At 43.2% G+C, this 22,452-nt stretch carries 16 protein-coding genes, 2 tRNA genes and 1 pseudogene; 18 read left to right on the top strand and 1 reads right to left on the bottom strand.

Features of this window, described 5'->3' with window-relative positions; genetic code table 11:
- Positions 1-173 precede the first annotated feature (173 nt).
- The 14 genes from NST20_RS16100 to NST20_RS16035 all read left to right on the top strand — a co-directional run bounded on the left by NST20_RS16100 (position 174) and on the right by NST20_RS16035 (position 17,591).
- Positions 174-1,463: an adenylosuccinate synthase gene (locus NST20_RS16100; protein WP_017550656.1), complete on the top strand. Its 1,290-nt coding sequence runs from the start codon at positions 174-176 to the stop codon at positions 1,461-1,463.
- A 347-nt stretch (positions 1,464-1,810) separates the two neighbouring features.
- A tRNA-Asp gene (locus tag NST20_RS16095) sits at positions 1,811-1,886 on the top strand.
- Positions 1,887-1,916: 30 nt separating this feature from the next.
- Positions 1,917-1,989 (top strand) — tRNA-Phe (locus tag NST20_RS16090).
- Between the two features lie 376 nt (positions 1,990-2,365).
- Entirely contained in the window at positions 2,366-3,076 is a 711-nt protein-coding gene (gene yycF, locus NST20_RS16085; protein ID WP_013860876.1) for a response regulator YycF, read from the top strand.
- 4 nt (positions 3,077-3,080) lie between these two features.
- Positions 3,081-4,901: a cell wall metabolism sensor histidine kinase WalK gene (gene walK, locus NST20_RS16080; RefSeq protein ID WP_342399822.1), complete on the top strand. Its 1,821-nt coding sequence runs from the start codon at positions 3,081-3,083 to the stop codon at positions 4,899-4,901.
- Complete coding sequence (gene yycH / locus NST20_RS16075; protein ID WP_342399821.1) at positions 4,898-6,181, top strand: two-component system activity regulator YycH; 1,284 nt, start codon at positions 4,898-4,900, stop codon at positions 6,179-6,181. The genes walK and yycH overlap by 4 nt, the downstream gene beginning before the upstream one ends.
- Positions 6,168-6,950 (top strand): two-component system regulatory protein YycI, encoded by a 783-nt coding sequence (yycI, locus tag NST20_RS16070; protein ID WP_013860873.1) that lies wholly within the window; start codon positions 6,168-6,170, stop codon positions 6,948-6,950. Before yycH ends, yycI begins: the two co-directional genes overlap by 14 nt.
- Before the next feature lie 16 nt (positions 6,951-6,966).
- Entirely contained in the window at positions 6,967-7,761 is a 795-nt protein-coding gene (locus NST20_RS16065; RefSeq protein ID WP_237348733.1) for an MBL fold metallo-hydrolase, read from the top strand.
- A 214-nt stretch (positions 7,762-7,975) separates the two neighbouring features.
- Positions 7,976-9,232: a trypsin-like peptidase domain-containing protein gene (locus tag NST20_RS16060; RefSeq protein ID WP_342399820.1), complete on the top strand. Its 1,257-nt coding sequence runs from the start codon at positions 7,976-7,978 to the stop codon at positions 9,230-9,232.
- 299 nt (positions 9,233-9,531) lie between these two features.
- On the top strand, positions 9,532-10,011 hold the full coding sequence (rlmH, locus tag NST20_RS16055) for a 23S rRNA (pseudouridine(1915)-N(3))-methyltransferase RlmH (RefSeq protein WP_342399819.1): 480 nt from the start codon (positions 9,532-9,534) through the stop codon (positions 10,009-10,011).
- A gap of 922 nt (positions 10,012-10,933) precedes the next feature.
- Complete coding sequence (locus tag NST20_RS16050) at positions 10,934-11,527, top strand: helix-turn-helix transcriptional regulator (protein WP_017550648.1); 594 nt, start codon at positions 10,934-10,936, stop codon at positions 11,525-11,527.
- 16 nt (positions 11,528-11,543) lie between these two features.
- Complete coding sequence (locus tag NST20_RS16045) at positions 11,544-13,064, top strand: class I SAM-dependent DNA methyltransferase (RefSeq protein ID WP_342399818.1); 1,521 nt, start codon at positions 11,544-11,546, stop codon at positions 13,062-13,064.
- Positions 13,054-14,307, top strand: a complete 1,254-nt coding sequence (locus NST20_RS16040) for a restriction endonuclease subunit S (protein ID WP_342399817.1) — start codon at positions 13,054-13,056, stop codon at positions 14,305-14,307. The genes NST20_RS16045 and NST20_RS16040 overlap by 11 nt, the downstream gene beginning before the upstream one ends.
- Positions 14,308-14,342: 35 nt before the next feature.
- Complete coding sequence (locus NST20_RS16035; RefSeq protein ID WP_342399816.1) at positions 14,343-17,591, top strand: type I restriction endonuclease subunit R; 3,249 nt, start codon at positions 14,343-14,345, stop codon at positions 17,589-17,591.
- Between the two features lie 171 nt (positions 17,592-17,762).
- Here NST20_RS16035 and NST20_RS16030 read toward each other — a convergent pair.
- A pseudogene (locus NST20_RS16030) lies at positions 17,763-18,029 on the bottom strand (MFS transporter); the annotation flags it as partial.
- Positions 18,030-18,377: 348 nt separating this feature from the next.
- Here NST20_RS16030 and NST20_RS16025 point away from each other — a divergent pair.
- The 4 genes from NST20_RS16025 to NST20_RS16010 all read left to right on the top strand — a co-directional run bounded on the left by NST20_RS16025 (position 18,378) and on the right by NST20_RS16010 (position 22,447).
- Positions 18,378-19,880: a malate:quinone oxidoreductase gene (locus tag NST20_RS16025; protein WP_342399815.1), complete on the top strand. Its 1,503-nt coding sequence runs from the start codon at positions 18,378-18,380 to the stop codon at positions 19,878-19,880.
- A 507-nt stretch (positions 19,881-20,387) separates the two neighbouring features.
- Positions 20,388-21,047 (top strand): amino acid ABC transporter permease, encoded by a 660-nt coding sequence (locus tag NST20_RS16020; RefSeq protein WP_013860860.1) that lies wholly within the window; start codon positions 20,388-20,390, stop codon positions 21,045-21,047.
- Positions 21,028-21,717 carry an amino acid ABC transporter permease gene (locus tag NST20_RS16015; protein WP_013860859.1) on the top strand — a complete coding sequence of 230 codons (690 nt, stop codon included), beginning with the start codon at positions 21,028-21,030 and terminating at the stop codon, positions 21,715-21,717. The genes NST20_RS16020 and NST20_RS16015 overlap by 20 nt, the downstream gene beginning before the upstream one ends.
- On the top strand, positions 21,710-22,447 hold the full coding sequence (locus NST20_RS16010; protein ID WP_342399814.1) for an amino acid ABC transporter ATP-binding protein: 738 nt from the start codon (positions 21,710-21,712) through the stop codon (positions 22,445-22,447). The genes NST20_RS16015 and NST20_RS16010 overlap by 8 nt, the downstream gene beginning before the upstream one ends.
- The last annotated feature ends 5 nt before the right edge of the window (positions 22,448-22,452 follow it).

The raw sequence follows: 22,452 nt of genomic DNA, 5'->3' as shown, positions 1-22,452 counted from the left end.
TATCCGCATGAAGCCTTTCCTTTCCAGGGAAAGGATTCTTTTTTTGTGCCGTTTACGAATAAAAACGCTGAAAAAATATATAAATGTTCGGATTTACATTGACTGATGGCGGTTTAAGCTGGTAAAATGGTGGATGGAAATCATGATTTGTAAAATATGCGGAGGTGCACTCAATGTCGTCAGTGGTCGTGGTAGGTACACAATGGGGGGACGAAGGAAAGGGAAAAATTACCGACTTCCTCTCTGAAAATGCGGAAGTGGTGTCCCGCTATCAGGGCGGGAATAACGCGGGCCATACCATCCGTTTTAATGGGGAAACATATAAATTGCATTTGATTCCATCAGGGATTTTTTATAAAGACAAAATTTGTGTCATCGGAAACGGGGTTGTTGTCGATCCAAAGGCGCTCGTCGAAGAACTGGAATACCTGAACGGACGGGGCATTTCAACGGATAACTTGCGCATCTCCAACCGGGCGCACGTTATTCTGCCTTACCATATCAAGTTGGACGGTGCAGAAGAAGAGCGGAAAGGCAGCAATAAAATCGGCACGACGAAAAAAGGGATCGGCCCGGCGTATATGGATAAAGCAGCAAGGACCGGCATCCGGATAGCCGATCTGCTTGATTACGAAGAATTTAAAGAAAAACTGGCGCGCAATCTTGAGGAAAAAAACCGGCTGTTTGAAAAAATATATGAAACGGAAGGCTTTACGCTGGAAGAAATTTTGGAGCCTTATTACGAATATGGCCAGCGCTTTAAACAATATGTCTGCGATACGTCAGTTGTTTTAAACGATGCGCTTGATGCGGGCAAACGCGTCCTTTTTGAAGGGGCGCAAGGAGTCATGCTCGATATTGACCAGGGGACTTATCCGTTCGTCACATCATCCAACCCGATTGCCGGCGGCGTGACAATCGGTTCCGGTGTCGGCCCGTCGAAAATCAACCATGTTGTCGGCATTGCCAAGGCTTATACAACACGTGTCGGCGATGGTCCGTTCCCGACAGAGCTTCTGGATGAAACCGGCGACCGGATCCGCGAAACCGGCCATGAATACGGCACAACGACAGGAAGAGCGCGCCGTGTCGGCTGGTTCGACAGTGTTGTCGTCCGCCATGCGCGCCGGGTGAGCGGCCTGACAGACTTGTCCGTAAACCTGCTCGATGTACTGACCGGCATTGAAACGTTGAAAATTTGTGTCGCCTACCGCTATAAAGGGAAAGTGCTTGAAGCGTTTCCGGCCAGCTTAAAAGTGCTGGCCGAATGCGAACCGGTTTACGAAGAACTGCCGGGCTGGACGGAAGATATAACCGGCTGCCGTTCTCTTGATGATCTCCCGGAAAATGCCCGCCATTATCTGGAGCGCATTTCCCAGCTGACCGGTGTTCCCCTTTCCATGTTTTCCGTCGGCCCGGACCGCCTGCAGACGATTGTGGTCCAAAGTGTCTGGCGGGTATGATGGAAAGCCCAGATGAATTGATTTTGGGCTGCCGGATAAAGCGGCGGCGGAAACGTACCTGGAACCACGTGGAAAAAAACGATGAAAAAGGGACGCCGGGCAGGCACCACAAAAAGCGGTTTTTATCCCGGAATGTCCAATAGAACGGAAAAACGGCGTGATCCCATAAAAGGGGTTTCTCGCCGTTTTTATTTTATTTTAAAGTGGCACACGTTGCGGCTGCCATGCTTAAAAATGAACGTTTGCTGAAATTTCCATACCCGTTAGCTTAAAAAATTTGTAGAAATGTGTTGCAAAATGGATGATAGATATGATAACATTACTTCTGTTGTTACAAAATGCACAATGGTCCCGTGGTGTAGCGGTTATCACGCCTGCCTGTCACGCAGGAGATCGCGGGTTCGATTCCCGTCGGGACCGCCATTTTACTTATACATATTTGTTCCCGGTTCAGGCCCGGTAGCTCAGTCGGTAGAGCAAAGGACTGAAAATCCTTGTGTCGGCGGTTCGATTCCGTCCCGGGCCATTTACTAAAAAGCACTGCGATGACTTAGACTCTCGTAGTGCTTTTTTATTATACTATACGGCCCGCCCGGCAAGACAAAATGGAAAACAGAATGCATGCCGGATTCCCGGCGCCTTTGATAGATATTACCAGGGGCATGGTTTCAGTAGAATTGGACAATTTTTATGCAAGTAAGTTAAAATTATAATAGTATGGCTGCTGGAAGCTGCCTGTGAATCCTTGATACAGAGCAGCAATGCTTCTGGACTTCCGGGGGCATTGCTGTTCGCCATGGTTCGGGGAAAATGAAATTTTTTAGGAACATAAAGATAACAGAAAATTGTAGATAGATGTCAATCAATGAAAATGGCGCATTTTAAATGAAGGAGTATGGACGATGGACAAAAAAATCTTGATCGTGGATGATGAAAAACCGATTGCCGATATTTTGCAGTTTAATTTAACAAAAGAGGGCTATACGGTGTTTTGCGCCTATGACGGCGAGGAAGCACTGGAAAAGGTGGAAGAAGTGCAGCCGGATTTAATTGTCCTTGATATTATGCTGCCAAAGCGGGATGGCATGGAAGTTTGCCGCGAAGTGCGGAAAAAATACAATATGCCGATCATTATGGTAACGGCAAAAGACTCAGAAATTGATAAAGTGCTCGGCCTTGAGCTCGGTGCCGATGATTATGTCACAAAACCTTTCAGCACCCGTGAACTGATTGCCCGCGTCAAAGCGAATTTGCGGCGGCACCAGCAGACGCCCCCGGCTCCGGGTGAGGAAGAGGAATCCAATGAAATTGCAATCGGTTCACTTGTCATTCATCCGGATGCTTATGTCGTCTCAAAACGCGGCGAGACGATTGAACTGACGCACCGCGAATTTGAGCTGCTCCACTATCTAGCAAAGCATATCGGGCAGGTCATGACACGCGAGCACCTGCTTGAGACCGTGTGGGGCTATGACTATTACGGCGATGTCCGGACAGTGGACGTCACGGTCAGACGGCTCCGCGAAAAAGTGGAGGATAACCCGAGCCATCCCGAGTGGATTGTGACAAGGCGCGGTGTCGGTTATTATTTGCGCAACCCTGAACAGGAGTAGCCAAATGAATAAGGTGAAATTCTTCCAGTCTATTCACTTTAAGTTTGTCCTGATTTATATTTTGCTGATCGTCGTCGCGATGGAAATTATCGGGGTGTATTTTATCAACAAGCTGGAAAACCAGCTCGAGACGAATTTTAAAAAATCGATATACGACCAGGTCAATGTGCTTGAATACAGTATTGAAGACCTGCTGACGAAAAAGCAGAACCAGGCGGCGGATATTACGCTGAAAGTGAGAAAAATGCTGGGTGACTTTAAAAGTACGGATGTTTCTGAAATCCGGCTGATTGACGCGCACAGCGGCGTTATTTTGGGCACTTCTTCGAATGACCAGAGCATTGTCGGCCAAAAAACAACCGAAGATATTGTCAAAAGCGTCCGTGTAACCGGCCAGCCGGAAGACCAGATTTATTTGGACAAGCAGACCGGCGACCGAATGTGGGTGCTGGCTTCCCCGATTAAAGCAAACGGCGAAATGATCGGTATTATTTACCTTGTCTCCAAAATTGAAACGGTTTACCGCCAGGTGCAGGCGATTAACCAGATTTTTATGACGGGGACGGTTATTGCAGTGCTGGTTACAGCCCTGCTTGGCGTCATTACCGCACGCACGATTTCAAAGCCGCTCAGGGAGATCCGCAAGCAGGCGATGGCGATGGCACGCGGCAATTTTGTCCGGAAAGTCAAAGTGATCGGGAATGATGAGATCGGGCAGCTCGCTTATTCGTTTAACCATATGACCAAAAAGCTGCAGGAGGCGCAGGCCAGCATGGAAGGCGAGAGAAGAAAACTCGACTCCATCCTGACCCATATGACGGACGGCGTGATTGCGACCGACCGGAGAGGACGGATTATTTTAATCAACGAGCCGGCTGCCGAGATGCTGGATGTTTCACGTGAAACAGTGCTTTCCCAGCCGCTTATATCGGTATTGAAAATCGAGGATGAACACAGGTTTGATGATTTATTGACAGAGCAGGATTCCGTCATCCTTGATTTCAGTACGGAGGAAGAACCATACATTTTACGGGCGAATTTTTCAGTGATTCAAAATGAAGCCGGCTTTGTTAGCGGCCTGATTACGGTTTTGCACGATGTCACCGAGCAGGAGAAAATAGATATGGAACGCCGCGAATTTGTGGCCAATGTATCCCATGAATTGAGAACGCCGCTGACCACGATGAGAAGCTATTTGGAAGCTTTGACAGACGGGGCATGGAAAGATGAGAAAATTGCGCCGCAGTTTTTAGGCGTCACGCAAAATGAAACGGAACGAATGATCCGGCTGGTAAATGATTTGCTGAAGCTTTCAAAAATGGACAGCAAAGACGAACATTTAAATAAAGAGTGGGTCAATTTTGTGGAATTTTTCCACTATGTCATTGACCGGTTTGAAATGGCAAAGCAGCAAAATGTCACGTTCAAACGCAAACTGCCGAATACGGAAATTTTTGTGGAAATCGATGAAGATAAAATGACCCAGGTGTTGTACAATATTATATCCAATGCATTGAAATACTCCCCTGAAGGTGGCCAGATTACGTTTAAGCTGAGGGAACTGAACGAAAAAATTGAAGTCAGCATTTCCGACCAGGGCGTAGGCATCCCGAAAGAAAGCGTAAAGAAAATTTTTGAGCGCTTTTACCGCGTTGATAAAGCACGCAGCCGCAAACTCGGCGGAACAGGGCTCGGCCTTGCAATTGCAAAAGAAATAGTGGAAATGCACGGCGGAAGCATTTGGGCAAGCAGTAAAGAAGGAAAAGGAACGACCATTTACTTTACTCTTCCCTACGAACCGGCACAAGAGGATGAGTGGCTATGAGTCTTGAAAAAGTAAAAACCATCATATTGACGTTGCTCGTGCTTCTGAGCTTGTTGTTAACATGGCTGATCTGGAACAACCAGCCGAATTATGACTGGCTCAATTTAAAAGATCTGGACAATATCGCGATTGCGAAGGAAAAAAAGGTGCCCGGCATCATCCTCCCTGACAAATTGCTTTACCATGAGGATGACGGGACAACCGGCACGGTTCATGACAGGGAAATTTCACGGGTGATGAATCTGCTTCGAACATGGACATTTGATATGAGCAGTTCCCGCCTGTTGCAAAAAAAAGACCTGTATAATTTAATGTACGGAAAAAACAGGATTGAATTGGACTTTCCGGCCCCTGTCCCGTTCAGTGTCTATCAATCGGTCCTGAACTTTGCCAATAAAAAAGTGCCGGATGCCGATTTTGACCATATTGTGATCGAATTAAACAAAGGAACCAAAAACTTAAACCATGTTTATTTTATTTCAACGGCGTCCAATAAAGTATATGAGGCAAGCACAGATCAAAAATCCATTCAGGTGTTCATCTCAAAACTGAACGACAACAAATCTTTGTACAAGCCGTATACTGCCTTTGCCCTTTCCGGCCCGAGAAGAATCTACCTGCCTGCCGGAAATCCGGTGGTGAACCAGTATAAATATGCGACAACCGATATTGAAATTGATAAATTTAAAAAAGCGCTGTTTGCTGATCCAAACTTTGTAAAGAAAGTGGCGGGGGAATATACAAACGGTATCAGTCTGTTGCGGACAGACGAATCCAATAAAGTCTTAACCTTCGTCAATCCCGGCGAAGACATCCGGTACAGCTCCGACCCGAACCATCTGCTGACGCGGGCCATTGATTTTATTAACCAGCACAGCGGCTGGACGGACCAGTACCAGTATTTCGAAATCAATGAGCGGAAAAATGAAGTCACGTTCCGGCTTTTTAAAGACGGCTATCCTGTTTTTAACGATGACGGCATGGCGGAGATCCGGGAATACCTGGGCCGAACGGAAATTTACAAATATGTCCGCCCGTATTTCAACCTGTCGCTCAACCTGTCGTTAAAACCGGCTGTTGTTAAACTCCCCCCGGCTCAAGATGTAATCGCCGGCTTGCAGACAAATCCTTCCGTTCAAATGAACAAGGTGAGAGATATTGCAGTCGGGTACCGTTTGCAAAAAGACAGTGATGATATCCTTTCGCTGCAGCCGGCCTGGTATTATTGCTATAACGGAGTATGGAAAATGGCAGGGGGGGATGAAGATGGACTGGAGTAAAACGAAAACAATCTTTATTCTTGTTTTCCTGGTGCTTGATATTTACCTTTCCTGCCAGTTGTATTTCAAATATGTCAAAAATCAGTATGAAGTCATTGGCAGCCCGACAGCGGAACAAAGCTTAAAGGCTGCAAATATTACGTTTGTCGATCTGCCGAAAGGAAAGGCAAAACGGCCGTATATCAGCGCGGAAGAAAAAGTATTTACCGCAAAGGACTTGAAAAAATTGAAAAACCAGCAGGCGGAAATCGTGAACGGGCAGAAACTCAGTTCCGTTTTTGATAAGCCGGTGAAACTGGGTACAAAAATCAAAACGGACCAGCTGGAGGCGGTTATCCAGGAAAATATGCTCTACGGCAGCCGTTATAAACTGTGGAACTATGATAAAGACTTGAATCAGGCCGTCTTTTATGAGACATATAACGGAAAAATGATTTTTAATAATAAGAACGCGAAACTGACCGTGTATTTAAATGACCGGAATGAAATCATTTCCTATGACCAGACGTATTTGACCAATATTAAAATCTACCGGGAAGAAGAAGAGACGCTGTCGGCGGTAAAGGCGGTGGAGGCCTTATATAAGAAAGGGACGCTGAAACCGAACAGCAAAGTGACGAAGGCGGAACTCGGTTACTATACGAGGGTGCCCGAACTCCAGGTGCTTGTGCCGACATGGCATTTTACGGTAAAACACGGGAATGAAACAGAGCAATTATTTATCAATGCATTTGAAGGCCAGGTCAACGAAATGGAAAATGCACAATAATTTTGGAGAGGATACGATGGGGATGCAATTTAGTGTACTTGCGAGCGGAAGCACGGGAAATGCGATCTATGTGGAGACGGAGCAGCATGCTTTTTTAGTGGATGCAGGTTTAAGCGGCAGGCAAATGGAACAACTTTTTGGGCAGATCGGCCGCAATATTGCCGATTTAAGCGGAATCCTTGTTACGCATGAACACAGTGACCATATTAAAGGAATCGGAGTGCTGGCGCGGAAATACCAGCTCCCGGTTTATGCAAATGACAAAACATGGTCGGCGATGGAAGGCATGATTGGAGAGATTCCAACAGATTTGAAGTTTTCATTCGGGATGGAATCTGTCCAATCGTTCGGAAGCCTTGAGATTGAGTCGTTCGGCGTTTCCCACGATGCCGCCCAGCCGATGTTTTATATTTTTCATGAAGGCGGCAAAAAATTGGTCATCATTACGGATACGGGTTATGTCAGCGACCGGATGAAAGGAACGATTTCCAACGCGGATATTTTTGTTTTTGAAAGCAACCACGATGTGGAAATGCTCCGGATGGGAAGGTATCCATGGAGTGTCAAACAGCGCATTTTGAGCGATGTCGGGCATGTGTCGAATGAAGATGCTGCACTTGCGATGAGCGAAGTGATCGGGGACCGGACAAAACGAATATACCTTGCCCATTTAAGCAAAGATAACAATATGAAAGACCTCGCACGGCTGGCGGTTTCCCAAACGCTCCAGGAACAGGGCCTGGCTGTTGGTGAAACTTTTTCATTATATGATACGGATCCGAAAATTCCAACGGCCTTAACGGCTGTTTAACCGCGGCGATCCGGCGGAAGAATCTGTCGCTGCGGACTCCCCCCAACCGCCGGGGCAGCTGTTTTACCGGCAGGCGGGATAGATTTCTTTTTATTTTGACGCTTGATTTTTAGTAATTTTTAATTTCAACCATTATAATGGAATCAGAATGGGCAAAAAAGAGCTCCTTCACCAAACTTCAATTTTCCTCATCAGTACAGAAAGGGTGTGCGCAATGGGATATTATGATGATCAGGACGGCCAACGGCGTGGAAAAGAAAGCAGGCGGGGCGGCGGAAGGTTCGGCTATTTTCTTTCCGGGCTGATTGGCGTAATTGTGGGGGCGCTTGTGGTAGCCCTTCTTTTTCCAAGTATTTTTGGAAAAACGAACCCGGATTCCGCTGCGGTAGATTCGAATTCTGTGGCAAATACAAACCCATCAACGCCGAAAACAACGAAAACCGTCTCGTTAAAAGTGACAACCGATATTACAAAAGCAGTGGAAAAGACGGAGAAAGCGGTTGTCGGGGTCTCAAACATTCAAAAGCAAAGTATTTGGTCTGATGATATGTTTGGACAGGACTCAAAATCTTCTTCTTCCCAGGAAGCCGGATCCGGTTCCGGGATTATTTACAAAAAAGCCGGTGATAAAGCTTATGTCGTCACCAATTACCATGTGATTGAAGGGGCAAATGCGCTGGAAGTGACCTTATCGAACGGGAAAAAGCTTTCTGCCAAACTTGTCGGCAGCGATAAGTATACGGATCTGGCCGTTCTTCAAATAGACGGCAGCAATGTGACAACCGTTGCCCAATTCGGTGATTCGGATGCATTAAAACTTGGAGAAACTGTCATTGCGATTGGCAACCCGCTTGGTGAAGAATTTGCCGGATCTGTCACAGAAGGGATTGTTTCCGGGTTAAACCGGACTGTTCCGGTGGATATCGATGAAGATGGAACGGAAGACTGGCAGGAAGAAGTCATTCAAACCGATGCTGCGATCAACCCCGGCAACAGCGGTGGTGCTTTAGTCAATATTTCCGGCCAGGTTGTCGGGATTAACTCCATGAAGATTTCAAATGAGTCGGTTGAAGGCATTGGATTTTCGATTCCAATTAATTCTGCAAAACCGGTCATCCATCAGTTGGAGACAAAAGGGAAAATTACCCGGCCGGCATTGGGTGTCGGGATTGTAAACGTCTCGGATATCTCGGCTTACCAACAGAAGGAAACGTTAAAATTGCCCGCCAATGTGACGACCGGCGTTGTGATCGGCTCTGTTGAAAACGGGTCCCCTGCAAGTAAAGCCGGTTTGAAAGAATTTGACGTCATTTACAAACTGGACGATCAAAAGATAGACAACATCGTGGAATTAAGGAAATTCCTGTATGAGCATAAACAGCCCGGTGATAAGGTGAAAGTGTCGGTATACCGGAACGGCCAGCCGAAAACATTCACATTAACGCTCGGGACCGCTTCGGGAAGCAATTAACAAACTGCGGAGGAAAGGCGGAAAGCTTTTCCTTCCTTTTTTTTGCGGCATTCAGTTATCAACAGGGCAAAGCGTGCTGCGGACCGCAGCGGAAATGAACATTTTGTTGAAAAAAATTTTTATACGGGTGGATATTTGTGGAAATTGCTCGAAAAGAAGGTTATAAACAGGCTGTGAATAGCGAAAAATGGTGAAATATATCTTGTATGGAACGGTTATTCCCACACAAAATGTGGATAGTTTCTGTGGATATGTGGATAACTCTTGTCAATAGCTTGTGGGTAAGGTGGGTGTAAGTTGTGAATATCTCTATCGTTACAGTGGGAAAATTGAAAGAAAAGTATTTGAAGCAGGGCATTCAGGAATATTTAAAACGGCTTTCCGCTTACGCAAAAGTTGAAATCATCGAAGTACCGGATGAAAAAGCGCCCGAAATGCTGAGTCCAGCGGAAATGGAGTTGGTAAAGCAGAAGGAAGGCGAGCGGATCCTTGCAAAAATCAGCCCGGACACCTATGTGATCAACCTGGCGATAGATGGGAAAATGAAATCGTCAGAAGAACTGGCCGGTTCCCTCGACCGTCTGGCGACATACGGCAAAAGCAAAGTTGCCTTTGTAATCGGCGGCAGCCTCGGCTTAAGCCAAGCCGTTCTCAAGCGCGGCAATGAAAGCCTCTCTTTTTCGAAAATGACCTTCCCCCACCAGCTCATGCGGCTCATTTTAGTCGAACAAATTTACCGCGCCTTCCGGATTATCCGGGGGGAACCGTATCATAAATAGAGGCAAAAATTGTTGAAGATAAGGTGGAATTTTATTGTCGGAAGCGGGTATTGGCTGTGGATAATCAGTTTCATTATCCGCTTCACGATACAACATGTGGATAAGTATAAAGGTTTTAGATATGTTGACTTCTGTAAAATCGAATTCAAGTTCAATGTTTTTAATGGTTCTTGATTTTCCTGTTTGTTTAATTGAAATTTTATCGATCAATAACTGAAGTAGCTGTTTTTGATTTTCTCTTGATGTCTGTTGTTACTGGCGCCCCAAAATGGCAGGAAATTGACGGTGTTATTTGTCCAGAAATTGACGGAATTGTTGTCAATTAAGGGGGAAGCCAGTTTGCGCTTTATTGTGGCTTCCCCTATGAGTTTAATACTTAAATTTAAATCATTGTCATTTCACGAAAGTTCCCCTTCAATCACACGTTTTACCATATGATCGTCAATGATTCGATGCCTGTTTTGTGCTCCGTAAAGTAGACAGTGGGTACAAATCTTGTTGATGATCCTTGCGGCTCCCCCGGAAAAACGATGGATTTCATCTAAAGCTACATCTGTGAAAATTTGCTCAGTTACTCCTGAATATCGTAAATGCATGGCAATATATTCTGCAGATTGAGCTCTGTCGTAATGCCCCAGTGTGGAATATAATGCTCAGATTAATCGCTTAATTATTATAAATAAAGTAATTATATTATATCCTAATTGGAAGTATATGTTTATTTTTTATGCGTTCCTTTTATGTTTCTAATTTATTTTTTCTTATAACACATCTATTTATGCGGCCGTTTTTAACAAATCGTATTGTCATCTCAGTTTTGCCCCATAAAACACAATAATAGTAAATGTTTGATTGACTGGAAGCTATTTACCTATTACAATATAACTATATTGACCCAGACAATATTTTGGCAGGTGATCAATTGATAGGTTTAGAATACATCCTTGAACTTTATGGTATGCAGCAAATTGAACTGGCCGAAAAGCTTGGAATTAAAAAGCAAAATATTAATCTTTGGATTAAAAGAAAGCAAAAGATCTCCAAAAAACATTTACCTACGTTGGAACAAATTTTTGGCATAGACGCTAAATACTTTTCGAAAGAATTAACTGATTTGGATAAACTGGAGATTCAAAAAGAAAAATTAAAACGGGATTTACAGCCTATTATCACGAAATATGAAGAACAGTTCCTCATTGGGGAAGAAAATGATCTTGTTGAAGTGCCGGTTTATGACAAAGAGGAATTGAATCAAATAGAACACGATATTGAAAAAGCCAAATTAATCGAAAAATTTCGGAACATGCTTAATCGTGCTGAACATCAACCTTATCTCGACACATTTAAATTGGTTCTTGAACTTTTAGATAAGGCACAGCATGAACCGGTTTTCCATAAAACAATAGAAGCTTTAGCGCATTATTTAGAAGTGTTACCAGATTGGGTGTCAACAGGCCCAGAACAAGATGAATTTGAAAGCGAATTATTCGAAGTATTAGATGATTTTAATTACTAGAATTAAAGGAGACTTCATGATGGAAACAGCAAAGATTGGATTCGAAGAAACACTTTGGAAATCTGCTGACAAATTACGTGGAAGCATGGATGCATCCGAATATAAACACGTAGTCTTAGGATTGATTTTCTTAAAATACATTTCTGATAAGTTTGAAATGAAGTATAACGAGTTAGTTGAAGAAGGAGAAGGTTTTGAAGAAGATCGTGATGAATATACAGCCGAAAATATTTTCTGGGTTCCGAAGAAATCACGATGGGAATTTATTAGGGATCATGCGAAAGACCCGAAAATCGGTCAATATATTGATGAAGCGATGATCGAAATTGAAAAAGAAAACCCGACACTCAGAGGTGTGTTAGATAAACGTTATGCCCGTCCTGAAATTGATAAACGCCGATTAGGAGAACTGATAGACCTCATTTCAACCATTAAATTGCACAGCAAACAAGAAAAAGACTTACTTGGTCGTGTTTATGAATATTTTTTAGGTAAGTTTGCGAGTGCAGAAGGAAAAGGGGGCGGCGAGTTCTATACGCCACAAAGTGTTGTCAAAACATTGGTTGAAATGATTGAACCGTATGAAGGGCGGATTTATGACCCTTGTTGTGGCAGCGGCGGCATGTTTGTTCAAAGTGAAAAGTTTGTTGAACGCCATCAAGGAAAAATTGATAATCTCTCTATTTATGGTCAGGAACTCAATTCAACGACTTGGAAGCTTTGTAAAATGAATCTTGCTATACGTGGAATAGAGGGGAATATCGGCGAACATCATGCGGATACATTCCATAATGATTTACATAAAACGTTGAAAGCAGATTTCATCCTTGCCAATCCTCCATTCAATGTGAGTGACTGGGGCGGAAATGAATTAGTGGATGATGTTCGTTGGAAATTCGGCACACCGCCAGCGAGCAATGCCAACTATGCATGGTTACAGCATATGATTTATCACCTTGCACCAAATGGCGCAGCTGGTATTGTATTAGCCAATGGTTCGTTAAGTTCCAATACATCGAATGAAGGGGAAATCCGTAAAAACATACTTGAAGCGGATTTAGTCGATGCCATTGTTGCTTTGCCTGACAAATTATTCTATTCAACAGGAATACCAGTGAGCTTATGGATTTTAAACCGTAATAAGAAAAATCATCCTAAATACCGAAGCCGTGAACATGAAATTCTATTTATCGATGCCAGAAACTTAGGAAAAATGGTTGACCGTCGCCTGCGTGAATTAACGGAAGAAGATATTCAAAAAATTGCTGGAACATACCGAAACTGGCGTAAACCAGATGGGAAATATGAAGACATCAAGGGATTCTGTAAATCAGCGACGTTAGAAGAGGTCCGTCAAAATGACTATGTCTTAACGCCCGGACGCTATGTTGGAATAAGTGATGTCGAGGATGATGGTATACCATTTGAAGAAAAAATGGAAACCCTCACCAGTGAATTAAGAGAACTATTTGAAAAATCCCACCAACTGGAAGAAGAGATTAGAAAGAATCTAGGGGGGATTGGGTATGAAGTATAAAATTGAAGAATTGTGTGAAATAAACTCAGAAAATATATCAAAAAGTGATGATATAAAATATATTTATTACCTTGATACTTCTAATTTAACAAGAGGTACAATTAATGAAATACAAAAATTAATTGTCGGAAAAGACAAGCTCCCTAGTCGAGCTAAGAGAAAAGTTAAGGTAAATGATATTTTGATTTCTACTGTTAGACCTAATCAAAGACATTATGGAATTATTAGAAAAGAGATAGAAAATTTAATAGTTTCTACAGGATTCGCAGTATTATCACCTAATTTAAAGAAAGTGAATCCAGAATATTTATATTGGTATTTAACTCAGGACTCAATAGTAAATTATTTGCAATCAATTGCTGAGACAAGTACATCAGCATACCCTTCAATTAAACCAAGCGTAATTGGTGGATTAGAAATAGATTTACCAAAGTTAGAAGAACAAAAGGCAATCGCAAACATTCTTTCAACCTTAGACGAAAAAATTGAAACCAACAATCAAATCAACGAAAAGCTTGAAGAAATGGCACAAGCATTGTTTAAACATTGGTTTGTAGATTTTGAATTTCCAAATGAAAATGGCAAGCCTTACAAATCAAGTGGCGGGGAAATGGTTGAGAGTGAGTTGGGGATGATACCGAAGGGGTGGGAAGTTTCAAGTTTAGATAAAATTGCAGATTACCTTAATGGATTACCTATGCAAAAATATATACCAAAAGAAGATGAATTATCTCTTCCTGTTTTAAAGATAAAGGAATTAAGAAACGGTGAACCAGATATAAATAGTGATAGATGTTCAGCGAATATTGAAGACAAATATATTATCAATGATGGCGATATTATTTTTTCATGGTCAGGTACTTTAATGATAGATATTTGGTGTGGTGGAAAGTGTGGGCTGAATCAACATTTATTTAAAGTTACTTCACAAAAATATAATAAATGGTTTTATTACTTTTGGATTAAAAGACATTTAGATAGATTCATTAATATAGCAAATAGTAAGGCTACAACTATGGGTCATATAAAACGAAAAGATCTTACAGATTCTAAAGTGTTAATTCCTACTTCGAATGTATATGAAAAGGCTAATGAGATACTAGGTACCATAATTAATGACATAATTAACTTAAAAATTGAGTCAAAAAAATTAAAAGCTGTTCGTGATATTCTATTACCCAAATTAATGTCCGGAGAAATTCGTGTCCCGCTGGATAATGAAAATTTAGTAGAACAGAGTTAATGGAGATGGTTCCGATTGCGAAAGGAGAGAGGAGAATGAGTTTTTTTGAAAATTTTACGGAAGATAAGCTGGAAGAAGCAGCTATAGAAATTCTTCAGGAACTTGGCTATGACTATGTCTTTGGTCCGGACATTAGTTGTGATGGGGAAAGACCGGAACGCAAAGATTATCGTACAGTTATTTTAGAAGAACGTGTAAAAGATGCTTTGTTTAAACATAATCGCCATTTGCCACAGGAAGCAATAGAAGAAGCGTTTCGGCAAATTATAGCTTTTAATAGTCCAATCTTAGAAGAAAACAACCGTCATTTTCACAAATTAATCACTGAAGGCATTGATGTGTCGTTTCATCAAGATGGTCTTAGCCGTTCCATGAAGGCATTCTTGATTGATTTTGAAGAACCAGCTAATAATGATTTTTTGGTAGTGAATCAGTTTACGGTCGTTGAAAAAGAAGAACGCCGCCCGGATTTAGTTATTTTTATCAATGGCATCCCATTCGTCGTTATCGAATTAAAATCAGCATCTGATGAAAATGTGAGTATCGATAATGCCTATGCACAAATTCAAACGTATAAACGTGATATTCCATCTTTATTTTACTACAATGCGTTTTGTATGTTATCCGATGGAATTAATGCGAAATCGGGAACGATTACTGCAAGTCAAGAACGTTTTATGAATTGGCGGACGGTGGATGGGGAAAACATTGAACCACTTGAAGTGCCGCAATATGAAGTGTTGTTAAGAGGGATGCTGGCAAAAGACCGGCTTATTGATATTATTGAAAACTTTATTCTCTTTCAGGAATCCAAAGAAGAAGAACGGGATGAAAATGGGAAGAAAATCGGCGAAAGAAAAACGATTGCCAAAATTCTCGCTGCCTATCACCAATATTTTGCGGTAAAAAAAGCGGTGGAAAAGACAAAAATAGCGACCAGTGAGAATGGAGACCGTAAAATCGGTGTTATATGGCATACACAAGGTTCGGGTAAAAGTTTTTCGATGGTTTTTTATACAGCACAGCTTGTCAAAGAACTGAATAATCCAACCATTGTGGTGATTACCGACCGCAACGATTTAGATGACCAGTTATTTTCGACGTTTTTAAAATCAAAGGATATCTTAAGACAAACACCGAAACAAGCAGATGTCCGCAAATTGAATGAAGAACAGAAAAAACAACAAGCCAACGAAAAATCCAAAGAGATAAACGGATTATATGATCTTCTAAATGACCGGGAATCAGGCGGTATTATTTTTACAACGATTCAAAAGTTCAAACCGGAAGAAGGCGAAATGCCGGTTTTAACCGATCGTAAAAATGTGATTGTTATTGCGGATGAAGCTCATCGCAGTCAATATGGTTTTTCTGCAAAGACAGATACGAAAACAGGCGAAGTGAAATATGGATATGCAAAATATCTTCGTGATGCACTTCCGAATGCTTCCTTTATCGGTTTTACAGGAACACCGATTGAGCTAGAAGATAAGTCAACGCCCGCTGTTTTCGGTAATTATATTGACATTTATGATATGACGCGAGCAGTTGAAGACAAAGCAACGGTTAAAATTTATTATGAAAACCGTATTATCCGCTTGGAAGCCAATGAAGAAGAATTAGCGAAGATCGATGAGGAATTTGAAGAGATTACCGAAGATCAGGAAGAATCAGTACGTGAAAAATACAAGTCCAAATGGTCGAGGCTTGAAGCCATCGTCGGTTCACCTAACCGGATCAAACAATTAGCCAAAGATATTGTTCATCATTACGAAGAAAAGGCAAAAGCAATTGACGGAAAAGCAATGATTGTTTGCATGAGCCGTCGTATTTGTGTCGCACTTTATAACGAAATTGTCAAATTACGTCCAGACTGGCATTCCGATGATGACGATAAAGGTAAAATTAAAGTCGTCATGACAGGGAGTGCTGGGGATGATGATTTCTTACAGCCGCATATTGGTGGAAAAAAACGGCGGGATTTATTGGCAAAAAGAATGAAAGACAATAGTGATGAACTAAAAATCGTCATTGTACGTGATATGTGGCTGACCGGATTTGACGTACCTTCGATGCATACGATGTACATCGATAAACCGATGAAGGGTCATAACCTCATGCAGGCAATCGCACGGGTAAACCGTGTATTTAAAGATAAACCAGGTGGTGTGGTTGTCGATTATATTGGAATATTAGAAAACTTAAAGAAAGCTTTAAATCAATATACCGAAAGTGATAAGAAAACAACGGGTATCGATACATCAGCTGCTGTCGCTGTTATGAAAGAAAAACTTGAAATCCTGCAAGATATGATGCATGGGTTTGATTATTCGGCTTATATGGGTTCATCCCAAGCAGCTCGTATTCGAGCCATCACGGGCGGAATGAATGTCATTTTTGGTAAGAGTGAAAAGGAACAAAATGAATTCAAAAAGACGGCAACCGAGCTAGCGAAGGCGCATTCACTATGTGCAGCGACGGATGAAGGAAAAGCAGCAGCTCTTGAAGTCAGTTATTTTAAAGCAGTTAAGGCAAGCCTTAATAAACTTCAAGAAAAACAGCCGAAGCGGAAGACGAAAAAAGAAATCGAAGCACGCGTTAATCAATTACTCGAACGTTCCATTATTTCAGAAGAAGTAGTTGATGTATTTGAAGTAATGGGATTGAAACATCCGGATGTATCCATATTATCAGAAGAATTTCTCGAAGAAGTACGTTCATATGAATATAAAAATTTAGCCCTTGAAATGCTTAAAAAATTGCTGGAAGGCAACATCAAAACAATGGAAAGACGCAACCTTGTCAAATCCCAAAAATACTCGGAAAAACTGAAACAGTCGCTGAACAAATATAAAAACCAAGCCATTACAAACGCCGAAGTAATCGAAGAACTAATTCAAATGGCAAAGGACATGAAAAAAGAACGAGAAGAAGAAAAAGATCTCGGTTTAAATGAAGATGAAATTGCCTTTTACGATGCTTTAACATCTGAGTCTATAGTTAAAGAGTTAATGGAAGATGACGTCTTACGTAAAATCGCCAATGAACTGACTCAAGCAATTAGACGGAACATGACCATTGACTGGCATGTTCGAAAAAGCGCCCGTGCAGGAATGAGGAGAATTATTAAGCGACTATTGAAGAAATACGATTACCCACCAGAACAAGCGAAAAAAGCATTGGACACAGTTATGCGACAAGCAGAGTTAATGGCGGAGCATACTGAAGTAAGAGATTGGAATACGCTGCAGGTTGCGGAGTCTAAAAGTGAATATGAAGTTTAAGTGCATCAGTGTCAGTCATTTCTAGAAATTTTTTTAGAGGTGACTGACGTTTTCTTTTATTATCAAGAAAATTATTATGCTACGTCAAAGAAAGGAGTTACATAATGACTGTTTGGTTATTTCGTGCAGGAAAACAAGGGGAGTTCGAAAACAAATTTTTAGAAGATGGAAGGTCAGTGCAGCCCGGCGGCCGTACCGGTCTGCATACCGGCCCATGATCAGGCTCCCGAGCGGCCGCATCAGAAAACCAATGGCAAAAATCCCGGCTGTATTCAATAACTGGACAGTTTGGTTCCCCTCCGGAAAAAACTCTGATGAAAAATAAACCGCAAACGCAGAATAAACATACCAATCATACCATTCGATCAGATTGCCAAGTGATCCTTTAAAGATGTTAGCAGTCACATGTCTGGATGTGCGTCCGGTTGTTTGTGCCAATTTGTCTTCCCCCTTTGTAAAATGAAAATTCCGTCTTCAATCCGTGAAAAATATCTCCTGGCATCCCCCTTTGGCAAATGCAAGAAATATACCAGTAAAATTTCTATTTACAAGATTCATTATATTATATTTTTAAGCAAAATGAAGAATGAATCATTCAGCAAATAAAAAGGTTTCCTGATATTTCCATTGTCAAATTGTGTATCATTATTCTAAAGAATTATCATAAAATATGATATTATGATATTAAGACTTGTAAAGCGTTTTCCCGGGGACTGCCTTGTTCTGAAAAAGAGGCAGTGTGTCCGGAATAATATTAGCAAATACAGGGATAAGGAGAAGGTAATCATGAGCATCAGACAGGGAAAGACAGACGTCATCTTAATTGGTGCCGGCATTATGAGCGCAACGCTGGGCACCTTGCTGAAAGAACTGACCCCGGATTGGGAAATCACCGTATATGAGAAGCTGGCAAAACCGGGGGAAGAAAGTTCGAATGAATGGAACAATGCGGGGACCGGGCACTCGGCATTATGTGAGCTGAATTATACGCCTGAAAAACCGGACGGCTCAATAGATATTACAAAAGCTGTAAATGTAAATGAACAATTCCAGCTTTCAAGGCAGTTCTGGTCCTACCTGGTCAGCAAGGGGCTGATCCGCAATCCGCAGGACTTTATCCGGCCGATCCCGCATATGAGCCTCGTAGAAGGGGAGGAGAACGTTGCTTTTCTAAAAAAGCGATTTAAAGCGCTGTCAGCCCATCCGCTTTTTGAAGGAATGGCGTTTTCCGACGATCCCGGGCAATTAAAGGAATGGATTCCGCTTGTGATGGAAGGCAGGAAGTCCAATGAACCGGTAGCGGCGACAAAAAGCGATGCAGGGACGGACGTCAACTTCGGCGCCTTGACCCGCATGCTGTTTGATCATTTGCAACGCCAAAATGTCGAAATCAACTACAAGCATGCCGTTCAGGATATTAAACGCACTCCGGAAGGAAACTGGGAAGTGAAAGTGCATGATATTGAGCACAACAGGATCGAATACCATACGGCGAAATTTATTTTTATCGGTGCCGGTGGCGGAAGCTTGCCGTTGCTCCAAAAAACCGGCATTCCGGAGTCCAAACATATTGGAGGGTTTCCGGTAAGCGGGTTATTTATGGTGTGCAACAATCCTGAAGTCATTAGCCGCCACCATGCAAAAGTGTACGGCAAAGCGAAAGTCGGCGCGCCGCCGATGTCCGTGCCGCATTTGGATACAAGATATATTGACCATAAAAAGTGTTTGCTGTTCGGCCCGTTTGCCGGCTTCTCGCCGAAGTTTTTAAAAACAGGGTCAAATTTAGACCTGATTGGTTCTGTGAAGCCGAATAATGTCGTAACGATGCTTGCGTCCGGGGCAAAAAATGTACCGCTTGTTAAATATTTGATCGGGCAGCTTCTATTGTCAGACGAAAAACGCCTGGAGACACTGCAGGAATTCATTCCGGATGCGAGATTGGAAGACTGGGATGTTGTCGTAGCCGGGCAGCGTGTCCAGGTGATTAAAGATACGGAAGCAGGCGGAAAAGGCACGCTCCAGTTCGGTACAGAGGTGGTAACAGCTGCTGACGGTTCAGTCGCGGCATTGCTCGGTGCTTCGCCGGGTGCTTCTACTGCTGTCCATGTTATGCTCGAAGTCATTGAAAAATGCTTCCCGGACCGGAAAAAAGCATGGGTACCAAAAATAAAAGAAATGATTCCTTCTTATGGCGTGCGGCTCGCAGAAAACCCGGATCTGCTGCATCAAATTCACGCTGAAACGGCAGAGACGCTCGGCCTGACGGAAAAAGAACCGGCCTACCGGTAACGCGTGGAGCGCTAAAATGAAGGGCCTTTGATCCTAAAGCGGATTGAAGGCCTTTTTTTGGCTGTAACGCGTCTTAACCGGCATTCATTTTGCAGGCAGCCGGAAAGCAGTACGGGTGCAAGCGGAGGAACAACTTTGGCATGCTGTTTTTTTTTTGGGTGCTATGCAAAGAAAACCCTATCAAGTCGATAGGAATATATTGATTTTTGTCCCGGCGTTCAGTAAAATAAAGATGTTGCTAAAATGCTGAAAATTTCTTATCCCGGGCGGCGGAAGGGCTGTCCTTGGAAACCGGCATCATAATAGTACAGTTCATGATCGTCTATCAAGATAAGAAAACTGCAGCAATACCTGAAAAAGGGCAGTCGTTTTCTTAGGAAACGGCTTTTTGTCGTCCGGCCTTTAAACGCGCAAGCACCTGATTCGGGACAGCAACGCCATACATACCGGACGGCTGGCGCAAGCCCGCCTGGATTGAAGAGAATTTTCCAAAATAGGAGGGGTGAGATGGACTGGACCGTTGTGCAAAACAGCTTGCCCATGTTTGAAAAAGGATTCTGGCTCACTTTGCGGCTTTCCTTTTTCGGCATTATCGGGGCTGGTGTTCTTGGCTTGATATGCAGTTTTATCCAGTATTTTAAGGTGCCGGTTTTACGGAAGCTTGTATCGGCCTATGTGGAACTGTCCCGCAATACGCCTTTATTGATCCAGTTATTTTTCCTTTTTTACGGGCTTCCGCAAGTCGGGATCAAATTTTCTGCCGAGGTTTGCGGGATTATCGGGATTATTTTTCTTGGCGGCAGTTATATGGCAGAAGGGTTTTCCGGAGGGCTTGCAGGCGTTTCGAAAACGCAGATTGAGTCCGGGCTTGCGATCGGTCTGAGCAGGTTCCAGCTGGCACGCTACGTCATCTTTCCGCAGGGATTGATGCTCAGTGTCCCGGCATTCGCCGCAAATGTCATTTTTTTAATCAAGGAAACATCCATCTTTACTGTGCTGGCGATTCCGGAACTGACCAACACGGCACTTGACTTGATCGGGATGTATTACAACACGAATGAGTATCTGTTTATGCTCGTTGTGGCTTATGCCATCATTTTAATTCCATTGTCCATCTTGCTGACATGGCTGGAGAAGAAGGTGCGTTATGGGACATTTGGGAATTAATATCTTTTTTGAAGGAGCCAACTTTTTACGTTTACTGGGTGGATTATACGTATCGGCAAAAATTGCTTTTCTGTCCATCGTTTTCGGCGGTATCCTCGGCATCGTGCTGGGGGTTTTAAGGACATTGCACAATCCGTTGCTCCGCCTTTTACTCAGGCTGTATTTGGAGTTTTTCCGCATCGTGCCGACGATTGTCCTGTTATTTTTGTTTTACTATATTCTGCCGCAAAGCTTTAACATCAACTATAAGGCGGATACGGTCGGGACGATTGTCTTCAGCCTGTGGATGGCTGCTGAAATGAGCGATATTGTCCGTGGTGCGCTGATTTCTGTCCCAAGGCATCAGGTGGAATCCGGAAAAGCGGTCGGTTTAAGCACGGTTCAGCTTTACCGGTACGTGCTGCTGCCGCAATCAGTCCACTTAATGATTCCGGCGACCATTAACCTGATGACCAGAATAATTAAGACGACTTCCCTTTTGCTATTGATCAGCGTAGTGGATGTCATCAATGTCGGCCAGCAAATCATCGAAGCGAATAGCCACCGCTATCAGGATGGCGCGTTTTGGATATACGGTTTTATATTTATCCTGTATTTCATTTTATGCTATCCGCTTTCCCGGCTGGCAAGGCGGTTAGAAAGGAGGGGCAAAGCAGGGGCTAATGGCTGAACCTTTACTGAAAGTCGAACATTTAAAAAAATCGTACGGCGAAAAACAAGTGCTGGAGGATATCTCTTTCGAAGTGGAGGAAGGCAGTGTTGTTGTTCTCCTCGGGCCGTCGGGATCGGGAAAAAGTACATTGATCCGCTGCTTAAACGGTCTCGAAGCCTTCCAGGGCGGCACCATTCTGTTTAATGGGGAAACCGTGCGGCCGTCGCCGAAAAATTGGCGCAGGCTCAGGCAGCAGATCGGAATGGTTTTCCAGAGCTATGATCTGTTTCCGAATATGACGGTGTTGGAAAACATCCTGCTCGGTGCAGTGAAAGTCCAGAAACGGAAAAAAGACGAAGCGGCGCGCCAGGCAATGGGCCTGTTAAAGGAAGTCGGCATGGAGCAGTATGCCAATGCCTATCCGCGCCAGCTTTCCGGCGGGCAGAAACAGCGGGTGGCGATTGTCCGCGCGCTTGAGCTGAACCCGAAGCTGATGCTGTTTGATGAAGTGACCGCCTCGCTTGACCCGGAAATGGTGCGCGGCGTGCTCGAGATCATCCTGCGGTTGGCAAGAGAAAAGATGACGATGATTGTCGTCACGCATGAAATGAATTTTGCCCGGAAAATCGGGGAAAAAATCTTGTTTTTGGAAGACGGGAAGATTCTCGAAGAAACCCCCGGGCGCCAATTTTTCACAAAACCGCAGACAGAGCGGGCGAAAAATTTTCTGGAAAGCATGGATTTTTAAAAGAA

It is taken from the genome of Weizmannia sp. FSL W8-0676 (genome assembly GCF_038593015.1).
In the GTDB taxonomy this organism is placed as follows: Bacteria; Bacillota; Bacilli; order Bacillales; family Bacillaceae_C; genus Weizmannia; species Weizmannia coagulans.
The sequence above is the reverse complement of the archived record's forward strand: the minus strand, read 5'-3'. Positions and strand labels throughout refer to the sequence as shown.